Source organism: Bradyrhizobium sp. USDA 4474 (assembly GCF_054057515.1).
In genome coordinates this window covers 4,155,630-4,172,142 of record NZ_JBSRZJ010000002.1, presented here as the reverse complement: position 1 = coordinate 4,172,142, position 16,513 = coordinate 4,155,630, and the positions used below count along the sequence as shown (strand labels likewise).

The window sequence follows — 16,513 nt, the reverse complement described above, 5'->3', positions numbered from 1 at the left end:
GCACGATGGAACTGTTTACCAACCAGGTCCTGGCCGGCATTGCCACGGGCGCGATCTACGCCTGCATGGCGCTCGCGGTCGTCATGATCTACCAGGCCATCGACCATCTCAACTTCGCGCAAGGCGAGATGGCGATGTTCTCGACCTTCATCTCCTGGCAGCTGATGCAGTGGGGCGTGCCCTATTGGGGCGCCTTCCTGATCACGCTGCTCTTCTCCTTCGTCGCCGGCATCGCCATCGAGCGCATCCTGTTCAAGCCGCTGGCGAAAGCGCCTGTCTTGACCAACGTCGCCGGCTTCATCGCGCTGTTCGCGATCATCAACTCGTCGGCCGGCCTGATCTGGGACTTCACCATCAAGCAATATCCGACCCCGTTCGGCTCCGCGCCGTTCCTGGGCAGCCAGCTGATCTCGACCCACCAGGCCGGCATGATCGGCGTCACCGTGCTGCTGCTGCTCGGTCTGTATTTCTTCTTCCAGTACACCAGGATCGGCCTTGCGATGCGCGCGGCCGCCTCCGTGCCTGAATCGGCCCGCCTCGTCGGCATCAACACGAGCTGGATGATCGCGCTCGGCTGGGGCATGGCCACCGCGATCGGCGCGATCGCCGGCATGCTGATTGCGCCTGTCGTGTTCCTCGAGCCCAACATGATGGGCGGCGTGCTGATCTACGGCTTCGCCGCAGCCGTGCTCGGCGGACTGACCAGCCCCTTCGGCGCCGTGGTCGGCGGCTTCCTGGTCGGCATCTTCGAGAACCTCGCCGGCACCTATATCCCCGGCGTCGGCAATGAGCTGAAGCTCCCGATCGCGCTCGCGCTGATCATCTCCGTCCTGGTCGTCAAACCCGCTGGCCTGTTCGGCCGGCACATCGTCAAGCGAGTTTGATCATGAGCGCCGCAGAAGAAGTCGCCGCCCAAGGCAACGAGGCAGTCGAGGCTGTTCCGAAACGGGCCATGACGCTGGGCACGGGCACCTCCGTGGTGGTGCTGCTGCTGCTCCTCGTCGTTCCCATGTTTGCGAAGAACTTCGTGATCTTCCAGCTGACCCAGCTGCTCTATCTCGGCCTCGCCGTGCTGGCGTTGAACATCCTGACCGGCGGAAGCGGCCAGTTCTCGCTCGGCCAAAGCGCGTTCTACGGCATCGGCGCCTACATCACCGCGGTCATGATGGAGCAATTCAACATCCCGTACTTCCTGTGCCTGCCGGTCGCTGGCGTGCTGTGCTTTGGCGCGGGTTTCCTGTTCGGCCAGCCGGCGCTGCGGCTTTCCGGCGTGTATCTCGCGCTTGCCACCTTCGCGCTCGCCACTGCGATGCCGCAGCTCCTCAAGCTGAACTTCCTCGAGCCCTGGACCGGCGGCGTGCAAGGCCTCGTCGTCACCAAGCCCGACGCGCCGTTCGGCCTGAAGATGTCGCAGGACATGTGGCTGTACTATTTTACGCTCGTCGTCGTGCTCGCGATCTACATTTTCTCGGTCAACCTGCTGCGCTCCCGCTCGGGCCGCGCCTTCATGGCGATCCGCGACAACGAGATCGCGGCCTCGGCCATGGGCGTCAACGTCGCGCTGTACAAGACGCTCGCCTTCGGCGTCTCGGCCGGCATCACCGGCGTCGCCGGTGGCCTCAGCGCGATCGCGGTGCAGTTCGTCGCGCCCGACAGCTTCACCATCACGCTCGCGATCCAGCTGTTCCTGGGCATGGTCGTCGGCGGCGTCGGCTGGCTGCCCGGCTCGATCATCGGCGCCGCCTTCATCATCTTCGTGCCCAACATCGCGGAGGGCATTTCCAAGGGCCTCTCCGGCGCCGTGTTCGGCGTGCTCCTGTTCCTCGTCATCTACCTCGTGCCGCACGGGGCAAGGCAACTCGCGATCATGGGCCAGCAACTCGCCGGACGGCTCAGAAAAAGCTGAAAACGCTCGTCAACACTGTTTGTCTAACCAAGGAGACCCAATTGCCTTTCGGAAGAACACTGCGAACCGCCGCACTTGTAACGGCGCTCGCGACCCTCACCTCCGGCGCAGCATTCGCTCAGAAGACCTACGACACCGGCGCGAGTGATACCGAGATCAAGATCGGCAACATCATGCCGTACAGCGGTCCGGCGTCGGCCTACGGCATCATCGGCAAGACCGAAGAAGCCTATTTCAAGATGATCAACGACAAGGGCGGCATCAACGGCCGCAAGATCGTCTACGTCACCTATGATGACGGCTATTCACCGCCGAAGGCGGTCGAGCAGGTCCGCAAGCTGGTCGAAAGCGACGAGGTACTCGCCGTGTTCAACCCGCTGGGCACGCCCTCCAACACCGCGATCCAGAAATATCTGAACGCCAAGAAGGTGCCGCAGCTGTTCGTCGCCACCGGCGCGACCAAGTGGAACGACCCGAAGCACTTTCCCTGGACCATGGGCTGGCAGCCGTCCTACCAGAGCGAAGCGCAGATCTACGCGAAGTGGCTGATGAAGGAGAAGCCCGACGCCAAGGTCGCGATCCTCTATCAGAACGACGATTTCGGCAAAGACTACCTCAAGGGCACCAAGGACGGCTTTGGCGCCAAAGCCTCGTCCATGATCATCATGGAAGAGAGCTATGAGGTCTCCGAGCCGTCGATCGACGGCCACATTGTCAAGATCAAGGCCGCCAATCCCGACGTGCTCTTGATCTACACGACGCCGAAGTTCGGCGCCCAGACCATCAAGAAGACCGCCGAGCTCGGCTGGAAGCCGCTCCAGATCATCACCAACGTGTCGGCTTCGGTCGGCAGCGTGATGAAGCCTGCGGGCTTCGAAGCCTCGCAGGACGTGCTGTCGGCGGCTTACGCCAAGGACGGCGCCGATCCGCGCTGGGCCGACGATGCCGGCATGAAGAAGTGGGTCGAGTTCCTCGACAAGTACATGCCCGGCGCCGACAAGACCGACTCCAGCGTCGTCTATGGCTACGGCGCCGCTCAGACGCTGGTCAAGGCATTGGAACAGTGCGGGGACGATCTCACCCGCGCCAATCTGATGAAGCAGGCGGCGAGCCTGAAGGACTTCACGCCGGACACGCTCCTGCCCGGGGTCAAGATCAACACCGGTCCGAACGACTTCGCCCCGATCAGCCAGCTGCAGATGCAGCGTTTCAAGGGCGAGAAGTGGGAACAGTTCGGCGACATCATGAACGGCGACGTCGCTCCGGAATAACGCGTCGTCGCAATGGTCCAAACTGACGAGGCCCCCACGAGCGATCGTGGGGGCTTTTTGTTGACGTCACGGATCAATCTTGTTCAATGCGGCGCCGATCCAGGTGAGGTGGGAGAGCGATGAGCGTCGTTCGATTTCAGGTTGCGGCGTTTTCGGCCGCATTCGCGTTGTGCACTGCGATGGGCAATCCCGCCCTGGCGCAGAAAGCCTACGACAACGGCGCCTCGGATACCGAGATCAAGATCGGCAACATCATGCCCTATAGCGGACCAGCCTCCGCTTACGGCGCGATCGGCAAGGCCGAGGAAGCCTATTTCAACAAGATCAATGCCGAGGGCGGCATCAACGGCCGCAAGGTCAAATTTATCACGTACGATGATGGGTACTCGCCGCCGAAGACGGTGGAGCAGGCCCGCAAGCTGGTCGAGAGCGACAATGTGCTCTTGATCTTCGGCTCGCTCGGCACCTCGACCAACGGCGCCATCCGCAAATACATGAACGAGAAGAAGGTGCCGCAATTGTTCGTGGCGAGCGGCGCCTCGAAGTGGAACGACCCGAAGCAATATCCCTGGACGATGGGCTGGCAGCCGAGCTACGCGAGCGAGGCGAAGGTCTACGCCAAGTACATCATGACGGAGAAGCCGGACGCAAAGATCGGCGTGCTCTACCAGAACGATGATTTCGGCAAGGACTATCTGAGCGGGCTGAAGGACGGCCTCGGCGCCAAGGCGTCGATGATCGTGCTCGAGGAGGCTTACGACACATCGGAGCCCGCGATCGACGAGCACATCGTGAAGCTGAAGGCCGCGGGCGCCGACGTGTTCATCAGCGTCACCACGCCGAAATTCGCCGCGCAGGCGATCAAGAAGGCGGCCGAGATCAACTGGCACCCCGTCCACATCATCTCGAACGTGTCTGCGTCGGTCGGGGGAGTGATCGAGCCCGCGGGCTTCGAGATCTCGCAGGGCATCTTGTCGGCGAGCTACATCAAGGACGGCTCCGACCCGCAATGGAATGCGGATGACGGCATGAGGAAGTTCTACGACTTCGTCGCGCAGTACGATCCGAAGGCCAACAAGCTCGACGCCGGCGTGGTGTTCGGTTACGCCGCCGCACAGACCATGGTGAAGGTGCTGCAGATGTGCGGCGACAATCTGACCCGCGACAACGTCATGAAGCAGGCCGCGAGCCTGCACGATTTCGCGCCAGACACGCTGCTTCCCGGCATCAAGATCAACACCGCGCCCGACGATTTCGCGCCGATCGAGCAGCTTCAGATGATGCGGTTCAAGGGCAAGGCCTGGGAATTGTTCGGCGACGTCATTTCGAGCGAGCCCGGTCGTTAACGGCAACTCAGAATGGCTCGATGGATGTGAAGCAACCAGGAAGGTCCCACCCTTCTCGCAGTTGCACAGGCGCTCCTGACTACTAAAGACGCAACCCCTGCGACGACCTCGCGGGGGGCTTTCTGTTGAAGGCCCAAGCCAAATCGTATTGAATTGGCCTCGCGCGGCTCAAGAACAATGAAGCCAAGAAAAGGAGCGCACACACCAAGGAAAAGGGAGATTGGAATGCCCGCTGTCACCGGCAAGCTTGCGGCCGCGTCACTGGCGCTCGCGCTCATTGCGGCCTCGACCTCCATCGCGTCCGCCCAGAAGAAATACGATACCGGCGCGACCGATAGCGAGATCAAGATCGGCAACATCATGCCCTACAGCGGACCGGCCTCCGCCTACGGCATCATCGGACGGACCGAAGCCGCCTATTTCAAGAAGATCAACGACGAGGGCGGCATCAACGGCCGCAAGATCAACTTCATCTCCTACGATGACGCCTACTCGCCGCCGAAGGCAGTCGAGCAAGCGCGCAAGCTGGTCGAAAGCGACGAAGTGCTGTTGATCTTCAATTCGCTCGGCACGCCGTCGAACTCGGCGATCCACAAATACATGAACACCAAGAAGGTACCGCAACTGTTCGTCGCCACCGGCGCCACCAAGTGGAACGATCCGCAGAATTTCCCTTGGACGATGGGCTGGCAACCCAATTACCAGAGCGAGACGCAGATCTACGCGAAATGGCTTTTGAAGAACAAGCCCGACGCCAAGATCGCCGTGCTCTACCAGAACGACGATTACGGCAAGGACTATCTCAAGGGCCTGAAAGACGGCCTCGGCTCCAAGGCGTCCTCGATGATCGTTGCGGAGGAAAGCTACGAGACCACCGAGCCGACCATCGACAGCCACATCGTCAAGCTGAAGTCGACCGGCGCCGACGTGTTCATGAACATCACGACGCCGAAATTCGCGGCGCAGGCGATCAAGAAGGTGGCGGAGGTCGGCTGGAAGCCGCTGCATTTCCTCAACAACGTCTCCGGCTCCGTCGGCAGCGTGCTCAAGCCCGCGGGCTTCGAGAATGCGCAGGACATCATCTCCGCCGACTATCTGAAAGACGTCTCGGATCCGCAGTGGAACAACGACCCCGGCATGAAGGAATTTCTCGCTTTCATGACCAAATACTTCCCCGAAGGCGACAAGCTCGACCACGGCACCATCGTCGGCTACGGCGTGGCGCAGACCCTGGTCCAGGTGTTGAAGCAGTGCGGCGACGATCTCACCCGCGCGAACGTCATGAAACAGGCCGCCAGCCTGAAGAACTTCCGCACCGAGGTGCTGCTGCCCGGTATCCAGATCAACACCTCGCCGACCGACTTTGCGCCGATCAGCCAGCTTCAGCTCGAGAAGTTCAAGGGCGAGAAGTGGGATCTGTTCGGCGACGTGATCAGCGCCGACGTCGGCGGCTAGCCGCTCCGACGCGCAGAGAAGCAGCCCCCCTGCGAGACGATCGCAGGGGGTTTTGCTGCATGCCGATTATCATCACGCGATTGCACAACCGAATGATGGTAAAGCAAGCTTACCCTTTCGCGTCCGATGCGCTAGGCAGGGGAATGGCGACGTTCTCGCCACAGCTCTAGTCTGCTCACGAGTTTGCCGAAGGCCATCGTCATGACCGACCGACGTCCCTTGCTCCGCGCGCTCTACGACGCCGCCGTTGCCGCGGCCCATCCGAATACGATCCTGGCGCCGCATCTGCGCCCCGCTCCGAAGGGCCGGGTGATCTGCCTTGCCGCCGGCAAGGGCGCCGCCGCGATGGCCGCCGCCGCGGAACGGCACTATCTCGATGCCCTCAAGCTGGCTCCGGAGCGCCTCGTCGGCATCGCCACCACGCGCCACGGCTACGGCGCGCCGACCCGCCGCATCCGAATCGTCGAAGCCGGCCATCCGGTGCCCGATGAGGCCGGCCTGAAGGGGGCGGCCGACACGCTCGCGCTCGCAGGCGAAGCCGGTCCTGACGATCTGCTGCTGGTGCTGCTCACCGGGGGCGGCTCGGCGAACTGGATCGCGCCGGTCGATGGGATCAGCTTTGCGCAGAAGCAGGCGGTCAACAAGGCGCTGCTGCGCTCGGGCGCGCCGATCGGCGAGAATGAATGTCGTGCGAAAGCATCTCTCGCGCATCAAGGGCGGGCGGCTGGCGCGCGCCGGCAAGAATGCCGCCGAGATCGTGACGCTGGCGATCTCCGATGTGCCGCACGACGATCCCTCCGCGATTGCCTCGGGTCCCACCGTGCCCGATCCGACCTCGCTGGCCGACGCACGCGCGATCGTTGCAAAGTACAAGCTCGCCATCGACGATGCCGTACGGCGCGCGCTCGACGATCCCGCCAATGAAAGTTGCAAACCCGGCGACGCCGCCTTTGCCCGCGCGCATTTCGAATTGATCGCGCGGCCCAAGCAATCGCTCGACGCTGCGGTGAAGCTCGCCAAGGACGCGGGCTATGAGACCATCGATCTCGGCGCCGATCTCGAGGGCGAGGCCCGCGAGGTCGCCGCCGATCACGCCAGGCTCGCGCTTGCCGCCCGTGCGCAGGGCAAGCGCGCCGCGATCCTGTCCGGCGGCGAGCTCACGGTGACCGTGCGAGGCAATGGCCGCGGCGGCCCAAACCAGGAATACGCGCTGGCGCTGGCCTCACTGTTGAAGAATACGCCCGACATCTCGGCGCTTGCCGGCGACACCGACGGCGCGGACGGCGGCGCGGGCAACCCCACCGACCCCGCCGGTGCGCTGATCGACGCGGCGACCTTCGCCAGGATGGAGGCGGAGGGACTTCAGCCACAAGCCTATCTCGACAACAATGACGCGACGACGTTCTTCGAGGTGACCGGCGATCTGCTGATGCCCGGCCCGACGCTGACCAATGTGAACGACATCAGGGTGATCCTGGTCGACTGATACCTGCCGCCTGCCCCGGTTGAGTCCCAGGCGTCGCCATGGTGAGCGATCTCTGAATCCACGCCGCAGGCCGCGGATCTGGCGGCTGGCCGCGCCGCCTGTAAGCTCGCGCGGCAAGCCCGGTGTTTGGACAAATGATGGGGCTCATTTCACCGTCGCCTGCCCTAATGCGCGTTCGGGGACACCGCGCATGGCTGAGAGCGACCAGGACGTGGCAGACCTCGATCCGCTCGCGCTCGGCGAGCTGCTCGCGTGCGCCGCTTCCTCTCCGCGGAGACGCCTGCACTGGCCGACCGGTTCGCAGCGGCGTAACCCTCAAAATTCGTTGGCGATCTTCGACAGCATGTGCAGCAGCGCTTCGCGGTTGGCTTGCCCGAGCAGCTCGTTGAGCCGCGACTCGTGCTTGGTGGCGACGAGCTTCTTGGCGCGCGTCAGGACCGCCTTGCCCTTATCGGTCAGCACCAGGATGTGCGAACGCCGGTCGTTGGTGGAGCGGATCCGGGCGCAGAGGTCGCGGCTCTCGAGATTGTCGAGCATGGCGACGAAATTCGGCCTGAGGATACCGAGGGTGGAGGCGATCTCGGTCTGGTTCCGGCCCGGGTTCTTCTCGACCAGCAACAGCACCGAGAACTGCGCCGGCGTGAGCTGGAGCGAGGCCATGCAGCGCAGGAAATTCTCGAATACCTTGAGCTGCGCCCGTTTCAGCACGTAGCCGAGCTGTTCGGAGAGCTCGCCCAGCTGGAGGGCTTCGGGCAGGCCCTCGGGCGCATCCTTACGGCCTTTGGTGGCCTCGCCGGGTTTTTCGGAGGACTTCTCAGCGCTTTTCGAAACGGTCATCGCCTCATGCTCGCAATCCCGCTAAATTCGGGACGGGTCGTTTCCCACCCTTGATGTTATATTCGATAATTGTTATGGATCATATCAAATATCGTCAGCGTATTTCAATGGCTGTGAGGGACCATCCACCGCAAGCGCGGAGACGGGTCCCCAATCTTCGAGGGGGAGCGTCCGGTCTTGAACACCACCATCATGCTGTTCCTGCTACAGGACGGCATCACCAATGGCGCGATCTATGCGCTGCTCGGCCTGGCGCTGGTGCTCGTGTTCGCCGTCACCCGCGTCATCCTCATCCCCCAGGGCGAGTTCGTCACCTATGGCGCGCTGACCTATGCCTCGCTGGCGTCGGGCCAGATGCCGGGCACGGCCAAGCTGGCGCTGGCCATGGGCATAGGTGCCTGCGCCTTCGACCTGTTCGTCGCGCGCAGGGCGCTACATGGCCGGCTGATCCTGCGCAGCGTGCTCGCCAACATCGTGCTGCCGGCGATCGTGTTGGGGCTGACGATCTACTTCGCCGCCCAGAAGCCGCCGGTCGCGGTCTGCATCGCACTGTCGCTGGTGATCGTGGCGATGATCGGCCTCTATCTCTACCGCATCGCGTTCCAGCCGCTGGCGCACACTTCGGTGCTGGTGCTGCTGATCGCCTCGGTCGGCGTCCATCTGGCGATGCAAGGGCTGGGGCTCTTGTTCTTCGGCGCCGAGGGCCAGCGCGGACCGGCCGTGCTCTCCGGCGCCTTCACCGCGGGCTCGCTGCGCTTCACCGGCCAGAGCATCACGGTCTACGGCATCACCGTCGCCTTCATCGTCGGCCTCTGGCTGTTCTTCGGCCTGACGCTTTACGGCAAGGCGCTGCGCGCCACCGCCGTCAACCGGTTAGGGGCGCGGCTGGCCGGCATCCGCACCACGCTATCGGGCCAGATCGCCTTCCTGCTGGCGTCCGTCATCGGCGCACTGTCCGGCATCATGATCGTGCCGATTACGACGCTCTACTATGACAGCGGCTTCCTGATCGGGTTGAAGGGCTTTGTGGCCGCGATCATCGGCGGTCTCGTCAGCTATCCGCTGACTGCCGTCGCGGCGCTGTTCGTCGGCATCGTCGAGGCGTTCTCGTCCTTCTATGCTTCCAACTACAAGGAGGTGATCGTGTTCATGCTCCTGATCCCCGTGCTGCTGCTGCGCTCGCTCGCGGCGCCTGCGGTCGAGGAAGAGAAGGACTGACACCAACATGCAGAGCCGGCTTCCCATCCTCGTCTTCGCACTCGTTATGGCGGCGATTCCGTTCGTTCCGGGCATGCCACCGTTCTGGATCGTGCTGCTCGACAATATCGGTCTTTCCGCGCTGGTCGCGATGGGCCTCGTGCTGCTCACCGGCGTCGGTGGCCTCACCTCGTTCGGCCAGGCGGCTTTTGTCGGCTTCGGCGCCTACACCACGGCGCTGCTCACGACCGCTTACGGGCTGTCGCCCTGGCTGACGCTGCCGCTGTCGCTCGTGGTCAGCGGGCTGCTCGCGGTGCTGCTCGGTCTGATCACGGTGCGCCTCTCCGGGCATTATCTGCCGCTCGGCACTCTGGCCTGGGGGCTTGGCCTGTTCTACCTCTTCAGCAAGCTCGGATTCCTGGGACGCAACGACGGCATCTCGGCGATCCCGCCGCTGTCGATCGGCTCGTTCAGGATGCTCGATCCCGCCTCGATCTACTTTGCGATCTGGGTCGCTGTGATCCTCTCGGCGCTGGTCACCATGAACCTGCTGGACTCCCGCACCGGCCGCGCCATTCGCGCGCTGCGGCGCGGGCATGTCGCGGCGGAAGCGTTCGGCGTGCAGACCCCGCGCGCAAAAATGCTGGTGTTCATCCACGCCGCCGTGCTCGCCGGCCTCTCCGGCTGGCTCTATGCCCACCTCCAGCGCGCGGTGAACCCGACGCCGTTCGGCGCGCAGGCCGGCATTGAATATCTGTTCATCGCGGTCGTCGGCGGCGCCGGCTATGTCTGGGGCGGCGTGCTGGGCGCAGCGATCGTGGTCATCCTGAAAGAGGTGCTGCAGAGCTATCTGCCCCTGATCCTGCCCGGCTCCGGCCAAGTCGAGACCATCGTGTTCGGCATCATGCTGGTGGCCCTGCTCCAGCTCGCGCCCGGCGGGGTGTGGCCGTGGCTGATGTCGCTGCTGCCCGAACGCAGGGGCGGCAAGAAGCCTGACACCTCGCTGAAACTCGAACAGCGCACCCGCTCGCGGGCCGAGGGCAGCGTGTTGCTCCAAGTCGAAAAAGCGCGGAAACAGTTCGGCGGCGTGGTCGCGGTCAACAATGTTTCGTTCGACGTCCAGGCCCGCGAGATCGTCGCCCTGATCGGACCGAACGGTGCCGGCAAGAGCACGACCTTCAACCTGATCACCGGCGTGCTGTCGGCGACCTCGGGCTCGATCTCGGTGCTCGGCAAAAGGGTGGACCGCGCGCCACCGCAGGAGATCGTCAAGCTCGGCATCAGCAGGACCTTCCAGCACGTCAAGCTCGTGCCCGACATGACCGTGCTGGAGAATGTCGCGATCGGTGCGCATCTTCGCGGTCATTCCGGGCCGCTCGCCGCGATGCTGCGGCTCGACCGCGCCGATGAAGCCAAACTGCTGGCGGAGGCCGCCCGCCAGATCGAGCGCGTGGGTCTCGCGGAGCAGATGCATCAGCTTGCAGGCAGCCTTTCGCTCGGCCAGCAGCGCATCGTCGAGATCGCGCGCGCGTTGTGCGTCGACCCGATGCTGCTGCTGCTCGACGAGCCGGCAGCCGGCCTGCGTCACATGGAGAAGCAACAGCTTGCGAAGCTGCTGCGCGATCTGCGCGACGGCGGCATGAGCGTCCTTTTGGTCGAGCACGACATGGGCTTCGTGATGAACCTCGCCGACCGCATCGTGGTGCTGGATTTCGGCACCAAGATAGCGGAAGGAACGCCCGCCACGATCAAGACCAATCCCGAAGTGATCAAGGCCTATCTCGGAGTGGCGGCATGAGCGCGCTGTTATCGGTCACCGACGCGCATGTCGCCTACGGCAAGGTCGAAGCGGTGCGCTCGGTTGCGCTCGAAGTCGGCGCGAGAGAGATCGTCACCATCGTCGGCGCCAACGGCGCGGGCAAGACCACGCTGCTATCGGCCATCATGGGCATCCTCCCGCTCAAGGGTCGCGTCAACTTTGCCGGCCAGGATTTGGCCCGGCTCGACATCGAGGATCGCGTCGCGATGGGCCTCGGCCTGGTCCCTGAGCACCGCGAATTGTTCGTGACCATGAATGTCGAGGACAATCTCGAGTTAGGTGCTTTCCGCATCGAGCGGAGCAGGGCGCGGGGCTCGATCGAGCGGATCTACACGCTGTTTCCGCGCCTCAAGGAGCGCCGCAAACAGCTCGCCGGCACCTTGTCCGGCGGCGAGCAGCAGATGCTTGCGATGGGCCGCGCGCTGATGGGCGAACCGAAGCTGCTGATGCTGGATGAGCCGAGCCTCGGCCTCGCGCCGATCATCGTCGCCGACATTTTCCGCATCGTCACCGAGCTAAAGGCCAGCGGCGTCTCCGTGCTGCTTGTCGAGCAGAATGCCCAGGCAGCGCTGAAGATCGCCGACCAGGCCTATGTGATGGAGCTCGGCGAGTTCGTGCTCAGCGGCAAGGCGAGCGATATCGCGGCGAACGAACGGGTGGCGGCAAGCTATCTCGGTTTCGAGCACGAAGGCGCGAGCGCCATCTAGCTAGGCGCGCCGCGCCGTCCGCACGAAGCCCCAGGCCGCGATCGCGGCCATCGCTAGCGAGATCAGCACATTGTAGCCGGCAAGCGAGAGGCCAAGGAAGCGCCACTGCACCTCGTCGCAGCGCACCACCTTGACGGTGTCGAGCCGCGACAGCAGGTCGCCGGCGCTGCCGAGATTGACGATCGGACCGGAGCAATCGGTTGGCCCTTTCCAGAACCCCCATTCGACGCCGGAATGGTAAGTGCCGAGCCCGGCATTGGCGAGCGTTGCCAGCGCGAGGATCGCGAGCCCGGCCAGCAGCAGCGGCCGCGGCGCCCCGCCCCGCGCCGCCAGCACCATGAGCGCCCCGAGCGGGATCGCGAGGTAATAGGCGTAGCGCTGCTCGAGGCAGAGCGGACAGGGCACGATCCCCAGAACGAGCTGAAAAAACCAGGCCCCCGCGATCGTCGCAGCCGCGATCACGGTCACGGCCAGCGCGGCGGTCAGCGCCGGGCCGCCGACAGCGGGGCGAAACGCGGGCATTGCGGCACTCTGGGTCGTCACGGGGCCTCTTCAGGTGGGGCTGGCTTCAAGGCTCTAGCCCCGACCCAAGCCCCTGTCGAGAACATCGGGTATCACTTTGGCGCGGGTTGACCCCGTCTTCCCCATGGCTATAGTCCGCCGGCTTCGCGACGCCCTCCATCGGAGGGGCCGACCGAGGGCCCCTGTGGCGGAACTGGTAGACGCGCTCGACTCAAAATCGAGTTCCGCAAGGAGTGCTGGTTCGATTCCGGCCAGGGGCACCAAGAAAAAATTGCTAATGTTATCAGCAACCTAAACCATTGGTTGGATTTCCATCTTTTTCGGAAAATCTCCAAGACTCATTGAAGACACGAGCGAAACACTGGCCCCACGCCGTCCGATTTGTTGGTATTTTTGTGGCCTTGAGAATCAGAGATCGCAGCTGATTTCTCTTATTCCGAACGACGAAATCGAGCAGACGGCCCACCGGAACGATGAGAGGATCCGTTGGCAAGACCTGCGCTTGTTGTTCGGGCTGTGCTGGCCCCGTCTCCTTGCGCGGCATGAGCCCCGGTCGCTCTGGCAGAGAGTCGGACCAACGATAAACAGGTGAAAGGTCCAAATCCCCGACCCTCGCTCCGATCGGAAGCAGGGAGGGCTCGGTGTGCCCTGTCGAGATTCCAGGGCTTATGGCCCCCTGTGAGCGCAAGCAACGAAATCGCGACTGGGATTCGACGCATAAGCTTCTCCATCAGTGCTGACGTCGGTTGGTGATCGTGTGTTGACCCATGGCAGCTTGGATCAATAGTTTCCCAGCGGCGCGAAGATCATCAAGACAGGCCTTCGACTAGCGGGCGCTGCAAGTGCCGCGTCATCAGCTCAGCTGCTTCCGGAAAGTGGCGCCCTTCCAACAGGTCGAGCAAGCGCAGGTGCTCGCGCACGTGTCGGCGCATGCCTTCACGGTCGGCGAAGCTGCGATAGGCGAACAAGCGGCGGATCGAGTTCACGCGCTTGAGCGCTTCGAGGAAGAAGGGATTGCCGGCACCGCGGATGATCTCCTCGTGGAAATCGCAGCCCGACTGGTAAACCTCGCCGATGGTCATCTTCTCGAATTCGCCGTCGAGGACCCGCTGTTGCCGCTCCCGCAGCCGCGCGATCACCTCATACGATAGTGCGTAGCCCGGCTGCGCCATCGCCGCCGGCTCGATCACCACGCGAAAGGCCATCGCCTGCGCCTGCGCGGCCGGGCTCGACACTGACTCCGCAAAACGCCAGCCATAGCCCGGCAAGCGCGCGATCCACCCCTCGGCCGCGATGCGATCGAGCAAACGCTGCAGATCGGCCCGGCTCAGATCATACCGGCGCATCAACTCTGCCTCGGTGACGTCGGCCGAGAGCCGCCGCGTCAGAACGTCGCCGGCAATGCTCGCGTAAATCTGTTCGCCGCGTCTGACCGCCGCGAGCGCCGGCTGGGCCGCGCCGCTGGTCGGATTCTTCGCCAGCACGAAGCCGCGATGCGGCTCGCCGCGCGCAAGGCCTGCGGCTTCCAGTGCCTTCAGCCCGAGCCGGATCGGCGCGCGGGACAGGTCGAGCGCATCCGCCAGCCTCTGCTCGATCAGGCGATCGCCGGCCTTCATGCCGTCGCGACGGGCGAGCGCCATGATCAGGCCGGCGACGTGCTCGGCGCGCTCGGAACCGGCTTTGCCGTGGGAACGTCGGGAACTCTGGGTGGCCGTCATTGCACTGCACGCAGTTTTAGGGCTTGACAGACTGTCCCATGGATTGTTCTTTAACGCAACAATATACAATCGAGCAGGGAGAGCCCGATGGCGCGCGCGCCCGACGTCCACATCTGCGAAGTCGCTCCGCGTGACGGCCTGCAGAACCTGGCCGTCTTCGTTCCGACGGAAGCCAAGTGTGCGCTGATCGATGTGATCGCGGCCGCCGGCGTGCCCGAGATCGATGCCGGCTCTTTCGTGCCGCCGAAGGTCGTGCCGCAATTCGCCGACGTCGATGCGGTGATGGCGCATGCGCTCACTCACGATGCCGCGACGATCGGCGCACTGGCGCCCAACGTGAAGGGCGCCGAACGCGCCATCTCGGCCGGCGTCAACGCCATCTATTTCGTGATTTCGGCCAGCGAGACGCACAACCGCGCCAATGTGCGCCGCACGATCGACGAGCAGATCGAGGGCTTTCGCGCGGTGCGTACCGTGATCGATGCTCGCCCGGTGGGTCAGCGGCCGCAACTGGTGGGCGCGATCTCCACCGCGTTCGGCTGCTCGCTGGAGGGCGAGGTGAGCGAAGCCGCCGTATGCCGGGTCGCGCGCGCCTTCGCGGAGGCCCGCGCCGACGAGATCGGGCTTGCCGACACCGTCGGTTATGCGACGCCCACATCGATCCGGCAGATCGTCGCCGCCGTGCAGCGTGAGGTCGGAAAGCAAATGTCGCTGCGGCTGCATCTGCACGACACGCTCGGCGCGGGCCTTGCCAATGCCGTCGCCGGCCTCGAAGCCGGCATACGCCGATTCGATGCCGCGGTGTCGGGCCTCGGCGGCTGCCCGTTCGCGCCGGGCGCGCGCGGCAACATCGTCACCGAGGATCTGGTGTTCATGCTGGAGCGTATGGGGCTCTCCACCGGCATCGACCTCGACCGCCTGATGCGGACGCGCGAGATTCTCGCCCGCCACATTCCGGCGAACCATCTGACCGGCCATCTGCACGAGGCCGGAATTCCCAAGGTCCTGCGGAGGGCGGCATGACCATGGCTGCGCGTGAGACGGCATCTGAGCTTCGACCGTTGGCCGGCCTTCGCGTGATCGAGTTCAGCCAGATGGTTATGGGGCCGAGCTGCGGGCTGATCCTCGCCGACCTCGGTGCCGACGTGATCAAGGTCGAACCGCCCAAGGGCGACCGCACCCGCACCTTCAAGGGGCCTGCGGCCGGCTTCTTTGCGACCTACAGCCGCAACAAGCGCAGCATCGCGTTGGACACATCAAGCGCGCAGGGCCAGGACATCGCACGCAGGCTGATTGCCAGCAGCGACGTCCTGATCGAGAACTTCCGGCCAGGCCTGTTGAAGCGGATCGGCCTCGACTACGAGAGCGTCGCGACCTTTGCACCGCGCCTGATCTATTGCTCGCTCAAGGGCTATCTGCCCGGGCCTTACGAGAACCGTCTCGCGCTCGACGAAGTCGTGCAGATGATGGGCGGCCTCGCCTACATGACCGGTTTGCCCGACAGGCCGATGCGCGCGGGCGCTTCCGTCAACGACGTCATGGGCGGCATGTTCGGGGTGATCGCGATCCAGGCTGCGCTCGCCGAGCGGCAGCGCACCGGACGGGGCCGCTACATCCAGAGCGCCCTTTATGAGAACAACGTCTTCCTGATGGCGCAGGCGATGATGTGCGAGGTGGTCAGCGGCCAGCCGTCCGTTCCATATTCGATCAAGGACAGCCCGTGGCCGGTTTACGACCTCTTCGACACCAGGGATGGCTCGAAACTGTTCGTCACCATCGTCGGTGAAGAGCAGTGGGAGGCGTTCTGCCGCGCCTTCGGTCGCGAAGCCTGGCTCTCCGATCCCCGCTTTGCGACCAGCAACGGCCGCGTCGATCATCGCAACTGGCTGATCCCGGAGATCGCTGAGATATTCAAGCAATGGGACAAGGCCGATCTCGCCGCGCGGCTCGAGCAGCTCGATCTGCCTTACGCCCCGGTGAACAAGCCCGGCGATCTCTTCGACGATCCGCATCTCAACCGGTCGGGTGGTCTGACCGACATTCGGCTTCCTGACGGCCGCGATGCCAAGACGCCGCTGTTGCCGGTTTCCATGGACGGAATGCGTCTGCCCAATCGCTATGATCCTCCCGGGATCGGCGAGCACAGCAGCGAGATCCTCAGCGAGATCGGCATGTCGCCGGATGAGATCGAAGCGCTGCGCAAGCAGGGCACGATCAAGGTTGCGCCGTCCTGATCCGGCCGGCCCGGC

At 64.1% G+C, this 16,513-nt stretch carries 13 protein-coding genes, 1 tRNA gene and 1 pseudogene; 12 read left to right on the top strand and 3 right to left on the bottom strand.

The features are described from left to right. The first annotated feature begins 5 nt into the window (after positions 1 to 5). From ACVW16_RS21610 to ACVW16_RS21585, 6 genes and pseudogenes are all read left to right on the top strand, one after another. Positions 6 to 884 (top strand): branched-chain amino acid ABC transporter permease, encoded by an 879-nt coding sequence (locus ACVW16_RS21610; RefSeq protein WP_456736327.1) that lies wholly within the window; start codon positions 6 to 8, stop codon positions 882 to 884. 2 nt (positions 885 to 886) lie between these two features. Beyond that, entirely contained in the window at positions 887 to 1,906 is a 1,020-nt protein-coding gene (locus tag ACVW16_RS21605) for a branched-chain amino acid ABC transporter permease (protein WP_456736328.1), read from the top strand. Positions 1,907 to 1,947: 41 nt separating this feature from the next. Then, positions 1,948 to 3,177 carry an ABC transporter substrate-binding protein gene (locus tag ACVW16_RS21600; protein WP_456701144.1) on the top strand — a complete coding sequence of 410 codons (1,230 nt, stop codon included), beginning with the start codon at positions 1,948 to 1,950 and terminating at the stop codon, positions 3,175 to 3,177. A gap of 119 nt (positions 3,178 to 3,296) precedes the next feature. Then, positions 3,297 to 4,523 (top strand): ABC transporter substrate-binding protein, encoded by a 1,227-nt coding sequence (locus ACVW16_RS21595; RefSeq protein WP_456736329.1) that lies wholly within the window; start codon positions 3,297 to 3,299, stop codon positions 4,521 to 4,523. Positions 4,524 to 4,748: 225 nt separating this feature from the next. Next, positions 4,749 to 5,978 carry an ABC transporter substrate-binding protein gene (locus ACVW16_RS21590; protein WP_456701142.1) on the top strand — a complete coding sequence of 410 codons (1,230 nt, stop codon included), beginning with the start codon at positions 4,749 to 4,751 and terminating at the stop codon, positions 5,976 to 5,978. Between the two features lie 201 nt (positions 5,979 to 6,179). Further along, positions 6,180 to 7,464 (top strand): annotated as a pseudogene (locus ACVW16_RS21585) (glycerate kinase type-2 family protein). A 315-nt stretch (positions 7,465 to 7,779) separates the two neighbouring features. On the opposite strand, the gene ACVW16_RS21580 reads toward ACVW16_RS21585, so the two are convergent. Then, a complete protein-coding gene (locus ACVW16_RS21580) occupies positions 7,780 to 8,301 on the bottom strand; it encodes a MarR family winged helix-turn-helix transcriptional regulator (RefSeq protein ID WP_456701140.1) in 522 nt (173 codons plus the stop codon). A gap of 177 nt (positions 8,302 to 8,478) precedes the next feature. On the opposite strand from ACVW16_RS21580, the gene ACVW16_RS21575 reads away from it, so the two are divergent. Genes ACVW16_RS21575 through ACVW16_RS21565 form a run of 3 tightly spaced genes read left to right on the top strand, consistent with a single transcriptional unit; the run spans position 8,479 to position 12,024 of the window. Beyond that, complete coding sequence (locus ACVW16_RS21575) at positions 8,479 to 9,519, top strand: branched-chain amino acid ABC transporter permease (protein WP_456736331.1); 1,041 nt, start codon at positions 8,479 to 8,481, stop codon at positions 9,517 to 9,519. Between the two features lie 7 nt (positions 9,520 to 9,526). Continuing rightward, on the top strand, positions 9,527 to 11,296 hold the full coding sequence (locus ACVW16_RS21570) for a branched-chain amino acid ABC transporter ATP-binding protein/permease (protein ID WP_456701138.1): 1,770 nt from the start codon (positions 9,527 to 9,529) through the stop codon (positions 11,294 to 11,296). Then, on the top strand, positions 11,293 to 12,024 hold the full coding sequence (locus tag ACVW16_RS21565) for an ABC transporter ATP-binding protein (protein WP_456701137.1): 732 nt from the start codon (positions 11,293 to 11,295) through the stop codon (positions 12,022 to 12,024). Before ACVW16_RS21570 ends, ACVW16_RS21565 begins: the two co-directional genes overlap by 4 nt. On the opposite strand, the gene ACVW16_RS21560 is transcribed toward ACVW16_RS21565, so the two are convergent. Further along, positions 12,025 to 12,567 (bottom strand): disulfide bond formation protein B, encoded by a 543-nt coding sequence (locus ACVW16_RS21560; protein WP_456736332.1) that lies wholly within the window; start codon positions 12,565 to 12,567, stop codon positions 12,025 to 12,027. It abuts the gene before it with no gap. A gap of 157 nt (positions 12,568 to 12,724) precedes the next feature. On the opposite strand from ACVW16_RS21560, the gene ACVW16_RS21555 reads away from it, so the two are divergent. Next, positions 12,725 to 12,809: transfer RNA gene (locus ACVW16_RS21555), tRNA-Leu, on the top strand. Between the two features lie 546 nt (positions 12,810 to 13,355). On the opposite strand, the gene ACVW16_RS21550 is transcribed toward ACVW16_RS21555, so the two are convergent. Then, positions 13,356 to 14,375: a GntR family transcriptional regulator gene (locus ACVW16_RS21550; protein WP_456736333.1), complete on the bottom strand. Its 1,020-nt coding sequence runs from the start codon at positions 14,373 to 14,375 to the stop codon at positions 13,356 to 13,358. Here ACVW16_RS21550 and ACVW16_RS21545 point away from each other — a divergent pair. After that, entirely contained in the window at positions 14,352 to 15,287 is a 936-nt protein-coding gene (locus ACVW16_RS21545; RefSeq protein WP_456736334.1) for a hydroxymethylglutaryl-CoA lyase, read from the top strand. The genes ACVW16_RS21550 and ACVW16_RS21545 overlap by 24 nt on opposite strands. After that, positions 15,284 to 16,498, top strand: coding sequence for a CaiB/BaiF CoA transferase family protein (locus ACVW16_RS21540; RefSeq protein ID WP_456701133.1), 1,215 nt, complete (start codon positions 15,284 to 15,286; stop codon positions 16,496 to 16,498). The genes ACVW16_RS21545 and ACVW16_RS21540 overlap by 4 nt, the downstream gene beginning before the upstream one ends. Positions 16,499 to 16,513: the final 15 nt, after the last annotated feature.